The 18,433-nt window shown below is 44.1% G+C and carries 12 protein-coding genes and 1 pseudogene; 7 read left to right on the forward strand and 6 right to left on the reverse strand.

The window, feature by feature from the left end:
* Positions 1 to 396: 396 nt before the first annotated feature.
* Both F6K37_RS45495 and F6K37_RS13570 read right to left on the reverse strand, forming a co-directional pair.
* A pseudogene (locus F6K37_RS45495) lies at positions 397 to 1,164 on the reverse strand (class I SAM-dependent methyltransferase).
* Between the two features lie 83 nt (positions 1,165 to 1,247).
* Positions 1,248 to 3,797, reverse strand: a complete 2,550-nt coding sequence (locus F6K37_RS13570) for a penicillin-binding protein 1C (RefSeq protein WP_502887742.1) — start codon at positions 3,795 to 3,797, stop codon at positions 1,248 to 1,250.
* Positions 3,798 to 3,976: 179 nt separating this feature from the next.
* On the opposite strand from F6K37_RS13570, the gene F6K37_RS13575 reads away from it, so the two are divergent.
* Complete coding sequence (locus F6K37_RS13575; RefSeq protein WP_008187864.1) at positions 3,977 to 4,288, forward strand: DUF2288 domain-containing protein; 312 nt, start codon at positions 3,977 to 3,979, stop codon at positions 4,286 to 4,288.
* A gap of 405 nt (positions 4,289 to 4,693) precedes the next feature.
* Here the strand turns inward: F6K37_RS13575 and F6K37_RS13580 are convergent, their stop codons facing one another.
* The 3 genes from F6K37_RS13580 to hemW form a co-directional block, all read right to left on the reverse strand.
* The gene (locus tag F6K37_RS13580; RefSeq protein ID WP_008187866.1) at positions 4,694 to 5,290 is read right to left on the reverse strand and encodes a YdcF family protein; all 597 of its coding nucleotides are present in this window, start codon (positions 5,288 to 5,290) and stop codon (positions 4,694 to 4,696) included.
* A gap of 218 nt (positions 5,291 to 5,508) precedes the next feature.
* The gene (gene rsmI, locus F6K37_RS13585; protein WP_008187868.1) at positions 5,509 to 6,360 is read right to left on the reverse strand and encodes a 16S rRNA (cytidine(1402)-2'-O)-methyltransferase; all 852 of its coding nucleotides are present in this window, start codon (positions 6,358 to 6,360) and stop codon (positions 5,509 to 5,511) included.
* Positions 6,361 to 6,421: 61 nt separating this feature from the next.
* Positions 6,422 to 7,684: a radical SAM family heme chaperone HemW gene (gene hemW / locus F6K37_RS13590; protein ID WP_044494242.1), complete on the reverse strand. Its 1,263-nt coding sequence runs from the start codon at positions 7,682 to 7,684 to the stop codon at positions 6,422 to 6,424.
* Positions 7,685 to 8,074: 390 nt separating this feature from the next.
* Between hemW and F6K37_RS13595 the strand changes: the two genes are divergently transcribed.
* From F6K37_RS13595 to sbcD, 6 genes are all read left to right on the forward strand, one after another.
* Positions 8,075 to 9,154 carry a PIN/TRAM domain-containing protein gene (locus F6K37_RS13595; RefSeq protein ID WP_287250728.1) on the forward strand — a complete coding sequence of 360 codons (1,080 nt, stop codon included), beginning with the start codon at positions 8,075 to 8,077 and terminating at the stop codon, positions 9,152 to 9,154.
* A gap of 325 nt (positions 9,155 to 9,479) precedes the next feature.
* Complete coding sequence (locus tag F6K37_RS13600) at positions 9,480 to 10,652, forward strand: tetratricopeptide repeat protein (protein ID WP_287250734.1); 1,173 nt, start codon at positions 9,480 to 9,482, stop codon at positions 10,650 to 10,652.
* Positions 10,653 to 11,848: 1,196 nt separating this feature from the next.
* Entirely contained in the window at positions 11,849 to 12,952 is a 1,104-nt protein-coding gene (locus F6K37_RS13605) for a calcium-binding protein (protein ID WP_008187879.1), read from the forward strand.
* A gap of 285 nt (positions 12,953 to 13,237) precedes the next feature.
* Positions 13,238 to 15,400 carry a glycine--tRNA ligase subunit beta gene (glyS, locus tag F6K37_RS13610; RefSeq protein WP_044494267.1) on the forward strand — a complete coding sequence of 721 codons (2,163 nt, stop codon included), beginning with the start codon at positions 13,238 to 13,240 and terminating at the stop codon, positions 15,398 to 15,400.
* A 438-nt stretch (positions 15,401 to 15,838) separates the two neighbouring features.
* Positions 15,839 to 16,411 carry a sll1618 family protein gene (locus F6K37_RS13615; protein WP_324293503.1) on the forward strand — a complete coding sequence of 191 codons (573 nt, stop codon included), beginning with the start codon at positions 15,839 to 15,841 and terminating at the stop codon, positions 16,409 to 16,411.
* Positions 16,412 to 16,753: 342 nt separating this feature from the next.
* Positions 16,754 to 17,977: an exonuclease subunit SbcD gene (sbcD, locus tag F6K37_RS13620; RefSeq protein ID WP_008187888.1), complete on the forward strand. Its 1,224-nt coding sequence runs from the start codon at positions 16,754 to 16,756 to the stop codon at positions 17,975 to 17,977.
* Between the two features lie 11 nt (positions 17,978 to 17,988).
* On the opposite strand, the gene F6K37_RS13625 is transcribed toward sbcD, so the two are convergent.
* Positions 17,989 to 18,433 (reverse strand): RNA-guided endonuclease InsQ/TnpB family protein (locus F6K37_RS13625; RefSeq protein WP_287250730.1); only part of this gene is annotated, 445 nt, incomplete at its 5' end.

The following is an 18,433-nucleotide window of genomic DNA, read 5'->3' on the forward strand; positions in this document are numbered from 1 at the left end:
CAGCCTCGACTTTATCAGCTATCTGATCAACTTTTTCACCTATATCTTTTAGAGTTGATTTAATCTCGTTTAACTTTTCTAGCACCTACTTATTCCTCCGGAATTTAATTTCATTCATTTCATTCAATGTAAATAGAGTTTCAGTAAGTTATTGTGATCTGAATCAACTTCTGGTCTGATTTTTATCACCGACATTCCATTAACACAAAAACCTTGTTACTCGCAAGATAAGCTATAGGATTTTTCTTTTTGTGAAAAAAATCTCTTAAGAAAAGGCAAGAGGCAAGACGCAATAGTTAATCAACTAGCTATGTATTACCACTACCTACTACCTACTGCCTACTGTCTACTGGCTAAAATTTACTTATAGTCAATACCTCAACGAATTTAAAACCGCTATAATGACTTGTCACTAACTTGAAACACCATCAAATGTTGGCTGGGTAAATCATTATTGGTTTCTTGCCAAATTAAATTAATGGATTCCATCTCTTTTTTAACTTGCTTCTGAGTCATTTTATGCAAGCCCTTAATAGGAATAAGTGGGTTTTCCTTGCGATATTCTACTAGCACAACTCTTGCCTCTGGTTTAAGAGCTTTAACAATCGATTCCATCATTTCTCGGGGATATTCAAGCTCATGGTAAACATCTACCATTAAGGCTAAATCAATGCTATTTTAAGGAAGTTTAGGATCAGTTAAACTTCCTAATATTGTCTCGACGTTATTAACATTATTATCTTCTGTTAAAAAGTCAATAACGTCGATCATTTCTGGCTGAATGTCTACTGCTAATACTTTTCCTTCAGGTACCAACGGAGCGATTCGAAAGCTAAAATAACCAGTGCCTGCTCCAATATCTGCAACAGTATCTGTAGGTCTTAAATTAAGAGCATCAATAACTACAGAAGGTTGCTCTTGGGATTCCCTGCTAGGGCGTTCCAGCCATAACATTTCCTGATGTCCCATTACTTTAGCAATTTCTCGACCCATATAGAATTTGCCAATGCCATCTTTGCTATGAAAAGAGCGGATTTTGTAAACTTCACTAGCATTGATGTTTGATTTTAGTTCCCCAGTATAGGTATAATTCGTTAGCACTAAAAATGGGATGAGTAAGACAGCGATCGCAACTGCCAAGATATATTTCGTGAAGTTTGCCATAGAAAATCGAACCAGTGAAAGTCCTGGGTATAACCGATGAATGCACGTAGATTATAAATTAACTATTTACAATTAACAAATCACTAAGGACCAGCAATAGAAAACCCCCGGCGAGTTGGTGGGTTTTCTGCTAACTGCACCTTGAAAGTGACGCGATCGCTAATGTCACCGCTTTTTACTTCCAATGTCCAATCCCCAGGACCGAGAGGCCAAAAGAAGGAATTGGATGAGTTGGTAGTTAGCTTTTCACCATTCAACCACCACTCGACCGACTCAGACTTTACCCCAGCCACCTTGAACTCTAGCCGTTGAACAGCACTATTGCTATCTTGATCCGATTCAGTAGGGTAGAGCATGTACAAATCCCCCTCCCGAGGAGACAAAATTTTCAGTTTTCCTGGCGCTAGATTTCCTTGGGGTTGTCTTGCTAACCACTCGTTGTATTCATCAGGTAAATTAACGATGTACTGGGGCGATTGCTGATTAGCTCCAACACTGGTCATCTGATAAAACGTATCGGATTGACGTTCGTAATCCTGGAGGTCGTCTGGATAGAAGTATTCCTGGACAACAGTTGGACAAGCAGGAGTGGGACGCAAACCGGAAAGGGCACACACTGGACGTTGGACTAAACCGGGAGGAGCTTGAAACGGAGCAGGTTCTTGAGATTGATGCAGGTGTAACATAATCCGATGCCAGAGGGGAGCAGCACCAATCACCCCAGACACTTGTTCCATGGGCTCACCATTAAAATTGCCTACCCAAGTGGCAACGGTATAGTTTTTCGTGAATCCCACAGTCCAAGTATCTCGGAAATTAGAAGAGGTGCCAGTTTTAACGGCAGCGGGAAAAGGTAAATTCAGTACTGAATCGACACCAAACCCCTGAGCACGAGCTTGAGGGTCACTCAGTATATCTGTGATTAATGCCCAGGTTGAAAGGGTTGAATGTTGTTCGCGTAGCGTGGCCTTTTGGCCAAGGTTAGGAGGTTGAAGGTTAGGAGGTTGAAGGTTAGGAGGTTGGAGGTTATTTGGTTTAAGGTTGAATAGTGGGCTTTGCGTACTTGGGGGATGATCTGACAATTGTTTGCTTCGCGCCATTCCTGCTCTTCCGTAAACCGACAAATCATCCCTATTTGGCGAGGGGCTAGATAGCTTAGTGACAAGGGATGTGGGTTTTCCAAGTCGTGCTAGGGTGAGGTAGGCGCGAGCTAGTTCCCAAAGACTGACTTCGCCACTACCTAGGGTTAATCCTAATCCATAATGTTCTGGAGACTGGGTTAGGTGTTCAAAGCCTAGTTGATGTAAGTGCAACAGAAAGTTTGATACTCCAACTTTTTCCAATACCCTAACTGCTGGGATATTAAGGGAATTGGCTAGAGCAATACGAATGCGAACTGGTCCGAGGAAGGTTTCGCTGTAATCGGTGGGACTGTAGAGTCTAGCTCCGGGAATCGGGTAATAGGTGGGGATGTCAGCTAAGACGGTGTTAGGACGAATAATTCGTTGCTCTAGGGCTAATTGATATAAAAAAGGCTTGAGGGTGGAACCGGGTTGACGTAGGGCTTGGACTCCGTCATTGCGTCCTAATTCAGCTTCGGAAAAGTAATCGGGAGAGCCGACATAGGCGTATACTTCACCGGATTGATTCTCAATGACTATAGCAGCAGCGTGATGGACATTTTTATGGGCAAGGTCGCGAACTACTTGCTGCACTTGGGCTTCAACAAATTCCTGTAGGGGACGGTCGATAGTAGTACGAATTTGGGAGGGATGCTCTGATGGTAATTGGTTGGCAACCAAGAATAAAAAGTGTGGTGCGGCAATTATTCCTTGCTGTCGAGGTAATAGGGAAATGGCTTCCTCATAGGCTTGGTCTGCTTGAGTAGCGGTGATATAGCCATCTTCTACCATGCGCTTGAGCACATAGATTTGCCGCCGTTTGGCAGCATCCCAGTAATAATAAGGATTGAGATAATTAGGATTATTGGGTAAACCAGCTAATAGGCTGGCTTGAGCAACATTGAGTTCACTGGCAGGCATGCCAAAATAAATCCGAGCAGCAGCTTCTAAGCCATAGATATTGCCACCCATGGGGAGTCGGTTGATATAGGCTGCCAAGATTTCATCTTTACTCATCCCTGCTGCTAATCGCCAGGATAGCCAAATTTCTTGGAATTTGGCAGGTAGAGTGCGGGGGTTGGGTTCCAGCATCCGTGCCAGTTGCATGGTGATGGTGGAAGCACCACTGACAATGCGTTTCGCCTCAATGGCTTCAATTAGCGATCGCATAATTGCCCGCATCTCTAATGCCCCATGGTGATAAAACTCTCCATCTTCTGCGGCGAGAATAGCATGGATAAAGTGCGGGGAAATTTGATCGAGAGGGACAACTGCAGTATGGTCTTGGTCTCGACTGAGGATTGTGCCTAGGGATAAACCATTGCGGTCACGAAATTCTACCGCTAGGTCATCTTGAACTAAATCTTTAGCACGAATGGGAGCGAGATAGGGAAGCGTACGCACCGTGATGCCAAGCAGCGCCAAGCCAAGGAATAGTTTTACAGCACGCCGATGTTTGGGATTCAGCCTCAACCACATTTTCTGTTTGATGATGTTAATCGAATTTCTCATCAGGGAAACAATCTTGTGTAGCTCATTACTATGAGAACCGTTATAACTCAATGGTTAGAGGAAGGCTGAGGTGGAAACCTGAGGTGATTAGAGCTTTGATCAAATAGTTAAATCAAACAAAGCATCGGAGCAATTTTACTGTATGTTTAAAGAACTATTAAGAAAACCTTGAATTAAACATGGATTTAAGAGTACAATTGGCGGAATCTCTGGATGAGACAACCTGGGACTTACTGATTCCTCATGTGAAACGAGATGCAGTATTGGTGGTGAATGAGGGACTGGATTTGTTGGATGTTGGGGTAGCGATCGCAAATGATGATGTGCTATCTGTCCAACATTGGATCAGTGAGCAGCTAATGCACAAGCCTTTACTTGAGCAACTCTCTAATTGGAACAGCAACCAGAACAAGCGGTTTCAGGCTCTGATTGTACAACCCTACGTACTGGTGCAAGAACTCTCAACGGACTTTACCAAAAAATTTGGGTAATCGCGCCCCGTCCTTATAGGACGGCTTTTTTTTAAACAATGGCCTTGACAGTTTGTACTAGGTGTGCTATTTTAAAAGTCTATAACAATAAACTAAAAAACTAGATAGATACTATCTAACCATAAGTAGGCAACGTAAAAAATATGTCTGTGATACATATTGCGTAATTTGGTCTAACGACTTAAAGGTCTATGAAAAATTTAGATAAAAAAAAGTATCTATCTATCTATATATAAAAAAGGTACGGTGGGGCACACCGAAACCTAGATCCATGATCAAGCACGCTTAGGTCGAATTGTCCTCTACTTTTTTTGGTTCCGACCTGCTATACGCAAGACAGCTCGTTGTTCGCGTAGCGTGGCCTACGGCCAAGTAAGAATCCCCGTTATTCTAGGACGGGGAGTGTCAATTGATTAACCTTTTCGAGGCTTGGCCTAATTCAGCCCCTGTATGACCTGTCGTCAACCACAGCAACGCCCTAGCCCCATCTCGCAAAGCTTTTTCAAAGGGTTCAGGAGACTTTCCGGAAGGAACAGGTAACGGCTTGAGAACAATTCCTCTACTGCCAAGCACGATATCACCAATCAAGCGAGCACGGCGCATATGATAGTCAGAAGTAATCAAATAGACACTATCGATGTCCTGAGCTTCTAACTGATCCACTAACGTGGTAAAGTTAGTCACCGTATCCACCGCTTTGTAGTCTAGGTGGAGGCGACTGACCTCAATTCCTTCCCGGGTAAATAACCGTTTAGCATATCCCTTCGGGCTGCCGGAAGATACCCAAATGTTGAGGTCTGGGTGCTTTATGGCAAATTTGGCAGCATATCTCTCCCGCGATTCAGATCCCCCTAAAACTAAGGCAACTTTTGGTTGCACTAAATAGCTTTCAATCCTTTTGTAACCAAACATCAGAGTCATTGCTAAAACGAGTGTCACCCATGGTATTAATTTAGCTTTATAGTTAGGGGCTGATGAGTGGGAGTGAATCCTGAAAATCATAACTCGAATGGATGTCGAATAGATAGATGGCGTTGTTTAACTCAAAGCGCAAGGAAAGCAGCTTTCTTTAGGGATTAGTCATTACTTGCTACTTGCTACTTGTTACTTGCTACTTGTTACTTGCTACTTGTTACTTGTTGATTGTTACTTGCTACTTGTTACTTGCTACTTGTTAATCAACAAAAACTAAAAAATTTAGAAAGATTTACCAATCAAGCTTAGTCTTGGTCCTTGACCGGAAAAACTGATGAAGGAATTGTCAACGCTAGCTGATAGAGTTGACGTCGGGGGAGTTGAGTTAGCTTAGCTAACTGACGACTCGCTTGGGATCGCGATACTCCCTGAGCCATAATCTCTGTCAATTGAGCTTCTAGTTCAGCTTTTGATAACATAGGCTTTTGTTGGGAAGCTCCACCAATTACTAGGGTAAACTCTCCCTTGGGTTCTAGCTGAGTAAAATGAGCGATCGCCTCCCCAATAGTTCCCCGCCAAAACTCCTCATGCAGTTTGGTTAATTCCCTAGCTAATACAATTCTACGATTTTCTCCCAAACAGTTTGCCAAATCTCGCAACGTATTAAGCACACGGTGAGGCCCTTCATACAAAATCAACGTTCTTGGTTCCCCCTTGAGAGAGTCTAAACGTTTTTTTCGACTTTGACCCTTGGTGGGTAAAAAGCCTTCAAACACAAATCGGTCTGTCGGTAGTCCCGCAGCACTTAATGCCGTAATTCCAGCAGTAGCACCTGGTATTGGCACTACCGATATCCCCTCCTCAATAACAGCCTTCACCAATTTATAGCCAGGGTCAGAAATGCCTGGCATCCCAGCATCCGTCACCAACGCAATGGTATTTCCTTGACCCAGGCGATTCAACAACTCGGGTAAACGCTGGTCGTGATTGTGTTCGTGGTAACTCACTTGCGGCGTTTTAATTTGAAAATGCTGCAATAGCTTCCCGGTATGGCGCGTATCTTCCGCAGCAATCAAATCCACCGATTGCAGAATTTCCACTGCCCGAAACGTCATATCCTGCAAATTACCAATTGGTGTTCCCACCACATAAAGCATTCCCACTTGTCTTCTTCGCCATCCCTTACGTCTTTGCGGTTAATCAACAAATCACGGGCTCCTACCCCAAAAGATGAAACAAGTCAGCCAGAATGGTATTCGAGAACAAAAACCCTTCCGGGTCAGTTAATCTCAACCCTCCCGCCACTGGTAACCTCTGACCATAGGTTAAATTAACCCTTTCGCCATTATCTCCCACAACCTCTACCCAGTTACAACCGTAGTATGGCAGCAAACCCATCCAAATCTGTTCCAGAATTTTTTCCCCAAACCTCTGAGCTAGCATAGATAGACTCAACCCCTCTGCCAAGCGTAGACCTAGCATTAGGGTTTCTAACAACACATCCTCTGAAGTCGTGGGTGAGCCATCCCAAACCCCACCCGCTTCTAGTAACTGTTCCACCCAAGCATCATACTCCCGCCTCGTGCGTGGTCTAGTGAACCGATATCCTTGAGTATAGCTAGCCGCACCCATGCCAAAACCGTAATAAGGGCGGTTTTCCCAATAGACCCGATTGTGACGGCATTGATGACCAGGCAAGGCATAGTTAGAAATTTCATAATGTTCGTACCCCACACTAGTAAACACCTGCTGTGCTAAGCGGTACATCATGACAGTGGTTTCATCAGTCGGTAACGGCTTAGTTCCAGAGGTGTACTGGCGGCCAAAGGCAGTCACAGGCTCAAGGACTAGGTCATAGCTGGAAATGTGGGTAGGGGCAATCTTGACCGTTATTTCCAGAGACTCCTGCCATTGTTCTAGGGTTTGAGCCGGTAGACCAGAGATTAAATCAAGACTAAATTCGGGAACCTCTACTTGATGGATCAGTTCGATAGCAGTGACTATATCTTTAGAGTCATGGGTACGGCCACAATTGCTCAATAATTTATCTTGAAATGCCTGAACCCCTAAGCTGACTCGATTGACCCCCAAATCTCGGTATCCCGTTAACTGATCCTTGTTGAAGGTTCCTGGATCCATCTCCATGGAAATCTCGGCATCAGCTGCAATTCCAAAGCGCCTGTCCAAGGTGTCGAGGATTTTGGCTAGTTGTTCAACTGTCAGCAGAGAGGGGGTTCCACCTCCAAAGAAAACTGTGTCTAAACTGCTTGTGGTCGGTGGAGTGATATTAATTTCCTGACATAACACCTCGACATACTGGTCAATCATGCTAGAGGTACTCTGTGTGGCCTTATCCCCTACCACAGAGACTGGAAAATCACAGTAATAGCATCGGCGTCGGCAAAAGGGAATATGAACATAGGCGGCACTGACTCTTAAAGAATCGCAATCTTTCTCAGAATTATGTAATAAATTGACCACGGGCTTTTTACGGTAATACTTCAATCAGGTAAGCCAATCCGACCGTTGGGATGAACAGTTATTAATTAAATAAATTTTTTATTAGTTTTGTGATCATCTTTTGGCTAACCTCAATCTCCTCCGGAGCGAGATTCCCCCCTTAAGAAGAGTCAACAGTAGGAAACCTGTAACTCCCTTGAGCAGATAACTCCAGCGAATATAATTGCCCAAGCTATCCCTCGGTTAGCCTAGGCAATTCAACGGTTTAATGAAGCTAAGTCGGATCAGAGAATACAGCGATATAAAGGATATACTAAATAGTGTTGTTGACTATCACGTTGACGACAGTTTATGCAATCGTTTAAAAAGTTTTCCTAAAAAAACAACTACAAAACCAATTGGAAAGGAAGAATGCTTGACTTCGTCATTATACTTTTATTTATCATAGCAGCAGCAAGCATAGGCTTCGACAGTGTGGAATTGCTACCCGGTCATGTGCAAGATCAAGTCAGCAATTTGACAGCGTTACGCTCGACTACTGCATGCTTTGGTGCCATTATCGGACTAGCGCTAGGGTTAATGGCCCAAGTAAGTTACCGTCGGGTAGAAGCCCAAGTGCGAAAAATGCCAATGGAGGTGATTTTGACCAGGTCTATTGGTCTGATCCTGGGACTGCTGTTAGCTAATTTGATGCTAGCGCCGATTTTCTTACTCCCCATCCCCTCGGAATTTTCCTTCATCAAACCCCTGACTGCCATTTTAGGAAGTGTGATGTTTTCGTTCTTGGGGGTTAGTCTAGCCGATACCCATGGTCGCACCTTCTTGCAGCTGATCAATCCTAACAGCCTGGAATCAGTTTTAGTGGCAGAAGGCACCCTCAAATCAGCCTCAAGTAAAATTATAGATACTAGCAGTATCATTGATGGTCGGATCGAAGCACTGCTTGAGACGGGTTTTATCGAAGGTCAAATTCTGGTTTCCCAGTTTGTCTTACTAGAATTGCAGCAACTTGCCGATGCTGCCAATGATCAGAAGCGGACTCGGGGACGGCGGGGGCTAGATATCCTGAATCGGATGCAAGCCCTTTACCCAGAACGCTTGGTGATTCATTCCGCTGATTACGATGACCTACAAACTGTAGATACCAAATTGGTACGTTTTGCCCAGGAAATTAATGGCACTCTTTTAACCAATGATTACAACTTGAGTAAAGTGGCTAACCTCCAAAAGGTGCCAGTGTTGAATGTCAATGATTTAGCCCAAGCCGTGCGTCCTCTGTATCTACCAGGTGACATCCTAGAGCTTAAAATCCTTAAGGGGGGTAAAGAACCTACCCAGGGAGTTGGTTATCTAGATGATGGCACAATGGTAGTGGTGGAAGAAGGGTATAAACACATGGGTGTTGAACTGCCAGTGATTGTTACCTCAGCGTTGCAGACTTCAGCAGGTAGGATGATTTTTGCTCGACCTAAAGCTTCGGTTACGGTTTGATATTGGTGTTTTATAGGTTGGCAGGTTGGCAGGTTGGCAGGTTGGCAGGTTGAAGGTTGCAGGTTACAGGTTGCAGGTTGGCAGGTTGAAGGTTGCAGGTTGTTTGCCCTTGGCGTCCCTTGTAGCTTACCTTACAGCTTGAATGTTATAAATCCAGGTTTGCTCTTCTTAAGCCTCTAATCCTCAACAACCGTCTCACCATCAACCGTCTCACCATCGACCGTCTAACCGTCAATCATCAACCGCCTAACCTTCAACCTCCTAACCTTCAACTGGCTAACCTTAAACCTCCTAACCAATGACTAATGCCATGCTTAGCCTATGCATGATTGTTAAAGATGAGGAAGAATCATTACCACAATGTTTGAGTAGTGTCAAGGATGTAGTGGATGAGATGGTCGTCCTAGACACAGGTTCAACGGATCGAACGATTGAGGTGGCGCAAAGCTATGGTGCTAGAGTTTATCAGTTTGAATGGTGTAATGATTTTGCAGCTGCTCGCAATCAGGCATTGAAGTATGTGCAAGGGGAATGGGTGCTGGTGTTGGATGCTGATGAAGTGTTGAAACCGGAAGTTGTACCGGAAATTAAGCAGGCAATCCAAAATAGTTCCTATCTAGTTATTAATCTAGTCCGGCAAGAAGTGGGTGCAACTCAATCTCCCTATTCTCTGGTGTCCCGTTTGTTTCGCTATCACCCAGAGATTCGCTTTTCTCGCCCCTATCATGCTATGGTGGATGATACTGTAGCGCAAATGTTACAACGAGAACCCCAATGGCAGGTGGTGTCTCTATCCCAGGTGGCAATCTTACACTACGGTTATAGCGATGATGCGATCGCATCACGCAATAAGTTGACTAGAGCCCTTACGGCGATGGAAGGCTATCTGGCTAGTCATCCGTTTGATGCTTATGTGTGTAGTAAACTCGGGGCGCTTTATATTCAAAATAATCAAGTAGACCAGGGTCTGGAGTTACTCAAGCGTGGTTTAACTGGCACTGAGCTAGAGCCAGCGGTATTATTTGAACTGCACTACCATCTGGGGAATGCTTATACTCGCCAAGGAGAGCTTAATTCAGGAGCAATACATTATCAACAGGCGATTCAACAACCGATTTTGCCCCAGTTGAAATTAGGAGCTTACAATAACTTGGGCAGTTTGTTGTTAAAAGCAGGGGAGTTGAATCACGCCAAAACTGCCTATGAAATGGCAGTGAAGATAGACCCAAGTTTTGCCCTTGGACATAATAATCTGGGCATGACTTGGAAGGCTTTGGGTCAGATGGAAAATGCGATCGCATCCTATCAGCAAGCGATTCAACTCAACCCAGAGTATGGAGAGGCTTATCAAAACTTGGGAGTGGTTTGGCTTAAACTGGGCAAGGTTGATCAGAGTTTATCAGCCTTTAAAAAAGCGATCGCACTTCACGAAACCGATAACCCAGCTGAAGCTCAGCGTCTTCGTCAGGGACTTCAGGCTATGGGATTTCAGGTTTAATCTTATTAAGTATTAGGGAACAGGGAACAGCGGATCACCGGAACAGGGAACAGAGAACAGTAGAAAAGAAATACGAGATTTTTTTGGTGTTATGCCAGGGCTGTTTCATTATTTGGAATAAATTGTCAGGTCAATCGGGTGAAAGGGAGGTGGGGTGCTGGGGAGAGGGTTTTTTTAATAAAAATACCTTTTTATTAAAAAAAATTCCCCGACGGTGCTTCGCACCGCTATCTCCCGTTTCTCCCGTTTCTCCCCACCTCCTATCCAAAGGTGCGACCCGAAGGCGCGACCCTAGGCCGGGGAACCCGGCCTAGGAGGCGCGGGCCTTGAGGGAATTTAATTCTGAATGCGGGAACGAAGTTACCGCATTCAGAGGGTCGCCTTTATGGGTTACTGGCTATAGGTAAAAGGGTTAAAACTTTTGTAATAAGGCCTCAGATGAAACCTTAGACAGGCTCGCCAATGAGCGTCGGCAGGCTATGCATAAAAGGGTTAAAACTCGTGGAATAAAGCGAGCCTGTCTTACGGTAACTTCAAACCACTCTTCAAGGTTTTGTCTCCGGAAAGCGCACCTATCACATTTTAGTCGGACCCAAGAAACAGCCCTGGGGTTAGGGGGGATTCCTGTTCCCTAAAATCCCAAAATTGTGTACCTCACCAAATTGAAAACCGCTATACAAGTAATCAAACCTATTGTGAATGAATCGATGCTGCTGACTTTGGCAGTGTTACGATCCCTGAAATCTGTGAAGATTCCCCGGATAACTGATGGTATCTAGTTTATGGGCGTTACCTAGCTAACTGTGATTCCCTAATTTTAACTAAAACTTGAACAAGTTTAGTCTTAACTTTACGAATACTTTAAATAAAAGTATTTTTCTTTAAAAAAAGAATTGATAAATTGATAAATAGTCAAGTCAAGCAAAATATAAAAATTTTCAGGGTAAAAAAATAAGACACCTTAAGGTATTTGAATTTTTCATGAATACTCCAACATTTAAACGTTGATTTAAAGGGGAATCTACGAAAACTTTATCGGTTTTACGAGTCTGAATTAGGGTGTATCAACTGGTGTATCAACTGGTGTATCAACTGGTGTATCAACTTATGATGCCTTGAGGTGAGCTTAGTCAAAATTTGTTTGTCTGCAATGACCTTCTTGTGTCAATAATTTAATCTACCAAAGACAAAATATGATGACTACTATTTTTGGATTTGAGACTGGCGACTTCATAAATTGGAACACTATCGGCGATGCCAGCATTGAGACAGCGGCATTTGGCAGTATCCCTTCTCAGGGAAAATTTCAGGCTTTAATTACTAATGATGTGGGTTCTGTAAGTGATAGCGAACTTGAAAACCTCTTGGGTTTGAACCCAGGCACTATAGATGGTTTTGGCAATGGGGATGCCAAAGAAGGATCCGCTCTCAAGCTAAAACCTATTACAGTCAACGCTGGAGATGTTTTGAGCTTCGACTTTAACTTCCTCACTGATGAGCTTACCCCTGACTCCACCTTCAAGGATTTTGCCTTTGTCTCCATCACCCCAAACGTTTTATTTAACCTCGCAGATACAAATAGTTCATTTCTCCTGTCTCCTACAGGATTTCGTCAGGAAACAGACTACAATACCTTTACCTACAAATTCCCAACTTCTGGTACTTATCTAGTAGGTATGGCAGTGGTGGATGTAGAAGATGAGTTATTGGAATCCGCCCTACTAGTGGATAACTTGAAAGTTGTGCCGAAAGATGAAGTAATTGTAGGCACAAGCAACGATGAAACTCTTTTCGGTACTGCTGATAATGACACAATCTACGGTCAAGGTGGTAATGACACAATCTTTGGCAGTGAGGGAGTAAACATTCTCTATGGTGGTGCTGGAGATGACCTGATTTTCGGCGGTTCCAACTCTGACAACATTTATGGCGGCACTGGTAATGACCGGATATTCTCCTCCGGAGGCAGTAACTCAGTTTATGGGGGTATCGGTAATGACTTCATAGACACTGGCACTGGTAATGATTTCGTTGTTGGTGGCTTTGGCAACGATACGATCAGGCTTGGGGGTGGTCAGGATATTGTTGTCCTAGAAGCACGCAAAGGAACTGATACTATCATTAACTTTGAGGCTGGTAAGATGTTCCTGGGTCTGTCTGGTGCCTTGACTTTTAGTAACTTGACGTTTAACCAAAGTGGTGGTGATGTGGAAATCTCTGCTAACAGTGAAGTCTTAGCAGTTGTGAATAATGCACAAGTTAGCACTATTGCCAGCGCTAGCAACTTTCTGACGATTTAGTTATCTGATTTAGCTTGATCTGTGAGTGTAACTCTGAGTCAACCTGTTTTTTCCCGACGGTTTCTAACTCAGCATTTACGCAATAACTATACTTTTAGGGGCGCACGTCGTACGCCCCTACTACTGATGCTAACTACATAAGGGCGTTTGAGGTCGAGTTTGGCGACAGTCGCTGTAACTCTGGTTTTTCTGTGAAAACTATCATAACCAGGTCTAGAATCTCAAGAGGTACACTGGGGGAATTGGTAGTTAAAGATTATGGTTTTGATTAGTAATCAGTTCCCTATGTCTACATTTTTATTAGAAGTCGGTACAGAAGAATTACCCGCAGATTTTGTGGATAGTGCGATCGCACAGTGGCAATCGAGAATTCCCCAAACCCTGGATGAGTACTTTCTTACTCCAGAAGGAATTGAGATTTACGGCACCCCTCGCCGCTTAGCAGTTATCATTAAAGGATTACCTCAAAAGCAACCCGACCGAGAAGAAGAGGTTAAAGGACCACCAGCTAAGGCAGCGTTTAAGGATGGCCAACCTACTAAAGCAGCGATTGGGTTTGCCCGTAAACAGGGGGTAGAGGTAGATAATCTATTCCTCAGAGATACGGCTAAAGGCGAATTTGTCTTTGTTCAGAAACAGATATCCGGTCGCCCCGCTACGGAAATTTTAACGGAACTGATTCCCCAATGGATATTTGGATTGGAAGGAAGACGGTTCATGCGCTGGGCCAATGGAGATTTAAAGTTTCCCCGTCCGATTCGCTGGCTAGTCACACTTTTGGATGATGTAGTGCTACCGGTAGAGTTAGATAATAATGCCGAGATTATAAAAAGCGATCGCATTTCCAGTGGTCATCGGATCTTGTCTCCCAAACCAGTAGAGATTCCCCAAGCAACAGATTATCAGTCCTATTTGCGCAATGCTTATGTAGAGGTCAACCCTGAAGCACGTCGCGAGACAATCAAATCACAAGTGGAATCAGCCGCTAAACAATTAGGTGGTTATACCCCTCTGTACCCTGAGTTATGGGAAGAAGTCACTAATTTAGTGGAATGGCCGACAGCAGTAGTAGGTAAATTTTCCTCAGAATTCTTGAATTTACCTCAAGAAGTGGTCACCACAGAGATGGTGTCTCATCAGCGCTACTTCCCAGTATTCAAAACCGAAGCGGCTACTGAACTTATCCCCTATTTTATTACTATTGGTAACGGTGACCCGGCTAAATCCGAAATTATTGCTACTGGGAACGAGCGGGTAATCCGAGCCAGGCTAGCCGATGGACAGTTTTTCTACAAAACCGATATCGACTCACCCTTGGAAAGCTATTTACCCCAACTGGAGAAGGTCACTTTTCAGAAAGATTTGGGTTCAGTACGCCAAAAGGTCGGTAGAATAGAAAAGATAGCGAGTCAAATTACTGACCAGTTACGTCAACACTCTCCTAATCTAATCTCACCAGAGGCGATTACTCAGATTCAAAGAGCGGCCTTACTGTGTAAAGCCGACTTGGTTACCCAGATGGTCTATGAATTTCCTGAATTACAAGGGGTAATGGGACAAAAGTATGCCGTTACTAGTGGGGAATCTGAGCAAGTCGCAACAGCAATTTTTGAGCATTATTTACCCAGAGGTGCAGGGGATGCTCTACCTCAAACCCTGACCGGGCAAGTGGTAGGATTAGCAGACAGGCTAGATACTTTAGTCAGTATCTTTGGTTTAGGCATGTTACCCACAGGCTCTTCTGACCCCTTTGCTCTACGTCGTGCGGCTAATGGTATTATCAACATTACCTGGGATGCCAACTTACCGATTAATCTCCAACAGTTGCTACAAGATATTGCTGCAGATTTTGTAGCTGCTTATCCAGACAAAAACTCACCAATAGAGTCATTACAAGAATTTTTCTTACAACGGATTCGGACTCTGCTCCAAGAAGAAAATAAAATTGACTATGATTTAGTGAATGCTGTGTTAGGAGAAGATGATCCCGAGTATCAAAACAGGGCATTAATTGATGTGTTAGATGTACGCGATCGCGCTTTGTTTCTTCAGTCTATCCGAGATAATGGTACGCTGGATAAAATCTATGAAACTGTCAACCGTTCAGCTCGTTTAGCTAAACAAGGGGATTTAGATACCAAAGAGTTACAACCAACAACAGTAGTGACTCCGGAATACTTCCAGAAATCTTGTGAGCAAGCATTTTATGATGCCCTAGTGGAATTAGTGCCGAAAATTAAAGCGTCTCAGGAAGAGCGAGATTATCAGAAATTAGTGGAAGCACTAGAACAGATTGCTCCTACAGTTAGCACTTTCTTTGATGGTGACCAGAGTGTGTTGGTGATGGATCCTGACCCCAATATTCGCAGTAATCGGTTGAATTTGTTGGGATTGTTGCGGAATCATGCTCGTGTGTTAGCAGATTTTGGAGCAATTGTCAAGAGTTAGGGTTTGGTTTGTCAGCAATTAGCTATCAGCTATCAGTAATCAGTAATCAGTAATCAGTAATCAGTGATCAGTTTATAGCAATCAGTGATCAGCTTATAGCAATCAGTGATCAGCTTATAGCAATCAGTGATCAGCTTATAGCAATCAGTGATCAGCTGAAGGCTGTTCCCGTAGCGTGCGCGTAGCGCATAGGCTGACGGCTGACGCTGACCGCTGACCGCTGGCGGCTGATATAGCAGTCGCCAGGGCAGTTAGGACATGACAAAAGTCTCAAACCCTTTGTAAGCGATGCAGCGCGGTCTTGGGGGTTTCCCCCATGAGCGACTGCATCAAGAAGCGCAAGAGTTTGACTTCTGACAAATGACTTCTGACTTTTGACTTCTGCTATAGCTTTGGGGGATTGATCGTAAAAGCTCTATCTGCGGTTCTACTAAAATTGTGGTCAAATTGAAACTGACCCACTATGGAACTAGCCTCAGAACTGCCATGGAGATTTTGGAAACCGTAACGTTTGATGATGCGATCGCATTCACCGAATCGATAATGACCAAAATGGTAACAGGGGAACTAACATCGCCAGAAATTACCGAAGCGATCGCATCCTTAGTCAAGAGCAAGAATGGTGCTAGAGGTTTCTTTGTCACCTACCTTACCAGTGACAGCACCTTAGCTGACAATCCCTCACCAGAGGTGATCACAGCCCTAGAGTCATCCCCCGAAATCGTAGCCGAACTGTTAGTCAAAAATTTAGCTATGTCAGCGGCAATGGCATTGAACCATCGCCGCAATGGCAAAGAAGACATGGCTCAAGGATCAGACCGAGTGCGATCGCGTAGTGCTAATCTCATTAAACAACTAAACATGCCAAGCCTGTTTGACATTGCCCAACAGTTAAGGCAAAGCGCCCTTACTGGAGTTGGCAACTACCAAGAATTTCTCAAGCGCTGGAAATACGATTCTGATCAAAAACAGGTCATTCATGAAGCTTTATCTGACATTCTTGACCAATAATCAAAGGGATGTTTCCAAAAATCAAAAACTGACTATAGCAATTAATAGGAAAATAGCAATTTAAAAAATGTTAATTGCTATTTCCTAATCTCATCATGTCTACTTTCTAATAGTATAGCACTACCCATTCAAATGTTTGACGCTGCATCGCTCCTAAACTCCAAAACGTAAGTAATCGCTTACTTTTGACTTCTGACTTCTGACAAATGACTTTTGACTTTTGACTTTTGACTTCTGACAAATGACTTCTGACAAATGACTTCTGACAAATGACTTCTGACAAATGACTTCTGACAAATGACTTCTGACTTCTGACTTGCGCGTAGCGCTATATCATGGCTAATGATCAAAATTCTTCACCTATCTGATATCCACATGGGTAGTGGTTTCTCCCATGGACGAATCAACCCTGCTACTGGAATCAATACACGTTTAGAAGATTTTGTCAATACCCTAGCTAAATGTATTGACCGAGCCATTACCGAACCTGTGGATTTAGTTCTTTTTGGCGGTGATGCCTTTCCCGATGCCACACCACCACCTTATGTTCAACAAGCTTTTGCTAATCAATTTCGCCGCTTAGTAGATGTAAACATTCCTACCGTTTTACTAGTAGGAAATCACGACCAACACTCCCAAGGACAAGGAGGTGCTAGCTTATGTATTTATCGCACCTTAGGCGTGCCTGGATTTGTAGTAGGGGATAGCATCGAAACTCATAAGATTCAAACCGACAATGGTCGAGTACAGGTGATTACTCTACCGTGGCTAACCAACTCCACCCTTCTCAGTCGCCCAGACACCGAAGGTCTAACCCTAGCCGAGGTTAACCAACTCCTGATCTCACGGCTTGAGCCAATCTTAGAAGCAGAAATTCGTCAACTAGACCCAAACCTGCCAACGGTCTTGTTAGGTCATTTAATGGCAGACCAAGCTAGATTTGGTGCAGAACGCTTCCTAGCCGTTGGTAAAGGTTTTACTATTCCGCTCTCGCTGCTGACTCGACCCTGCTTTGATTATGTAGCTTTAGGACACATCCACCAACACCAGAATCTCAACCACTCCAATGACCCGCCAGTCATTTACCCTGGCAGCATTGAGCGGGTCGATTTCAGTGAAGAGAAGGAAGACAAAGGTTATGTCATGATTGAGCTGTCCAAAGGTCATGTTCAGTGGGAATTTTGTCCCTTGTCAGTGCGTCCCTTCCGTACCATTGAGGTCAACCTTGCTGAAGCAGATGATCCCCAAAGTACTTTACTAAACGCTATTGGTAACGAAATTATTAAAAACGCTATAGTCCGGCTGATTTACAAGCTACGTTCTGAGCAGCTCGACCTAATTGACAATAGTGCCATACATGAATCCTTGAGGGCAGCCCACCACTATACCATTCGTCCAGAATTAGTCAGCCAGCTAGCCCGTCCCCGCTTGCCGGAACTTGGTATAGGTAACAGTATTGACCCCATAGATGCGTTATCGACATATCTAGAGAATCGGCAAGACCTCAGAGATATTGCTGCAGATATGCTAGAAGCTGCAGAATGCCTATTAGAGAAAAATCGTTGACACTCCCCGCCCTATAAGGACGGGGATTCTTCGCTCAACGACCCGACTTGCTGTTCCTGGCCGGAACCAAGAACAGTAGAGGCCAGATCTCCCGAAGCGTTCTGATCTATGATCCAGGTTCCGGTGTGCCCCACCGTACCCAAGGCTCTTTTTAGGATATTGATTGCGGCGTTGTGGTCACGGTCTAATTCACAACCGCATTCACAGACGTGAGTTCTAGTTGATAGTGACTTCTTGACCACTTCGCCACATTCTGAGCAATTCTGGCTTGTATAGGCAGGATTGACTGGAACAGTGACTCTGCCAAACTTTTCGCCAAAGTGCTCTAACCATTTTCTAAATTGATACCAACCAGCATCATTAATAGACTTAGCAAGGCAATGGTTTTTAACCAAATTCTTGACTCTTAAATCTTCATAGGCAACCAGGTCGTTAGACCGGATTACGCAACGCGCC

It is taken from the genome of Moorena sp. SIO4E2, from assembly GCF_010671945.1.
Lineage (GTDB): Bacteria > Cyanobacteriota > Cyanobacteriia > Cyanobacteriales > Coleofasciculaceae > Moorena > Moorena producens.

Bases quoted from the DNA above. Each gene is read 5' to 3' on its own strand.
- F6K37_RS13575 (WP_008187864.1), top strand. From the start codon at position 3,977: ATGGATTTAAGAGTACAATTGGCGGAATCTCTGGATGAGACAACCTGG.
- sbcD (WP_008187888.1), top strand. From the start codon at position 16,754: ATGATCAAAATTCTTCACCTATCTGATATCCACATGGGTAGTGGTTTC.
- F6K37_RS13580 (WP_008187866.1), bottom strand. From the start codon at position 5,290: ATGATTTTCAGGATTCACTCCCACTCATCAGCCCCTAACTATAAAGCT.
- F6K37_RS13595 (WP_287250728.1), top strand. From the start codon at position 8,075: ATGCTTGACTTCGTCATTATACTTTTATTTATCATAGCAGCAGCAAGC.
- glyS (WP_044494267.1), top strand. From the start codon at position 13,238: ATGTCTACATTTTTATTAGAAGTCGGTACAGAAGAATTACCCGCAGAT.
- F6K37_RS13600 (WP_287250734.1), top strand. From the start codon at position 9,480: ATGATTGTTAAAGATGAGGAAGAATCATTACCACAATGTTTGAGTAGT.
- F6K37_RS13605 (WP_008187879.1), top strand. From the start codon at position 11,849: ATGACTACTATTTTTGGATTTGAGACTGGCGACTTCATAAATTGGAAC.
- rsmI (WP_008187868.1), bottom strand. From the start codon at position 6,360: ATGCTTTATGTGGTGGGAACACCAATTGGTAATTTGCAGGATATGACG.
- F6K37_RS13570 (WP_502887742.1), bottom strand. From the start codon at position 3,797: ATGAGAAATTCGATTAACATCATCAAACAGAAAATGTGGTTGAGGCTG.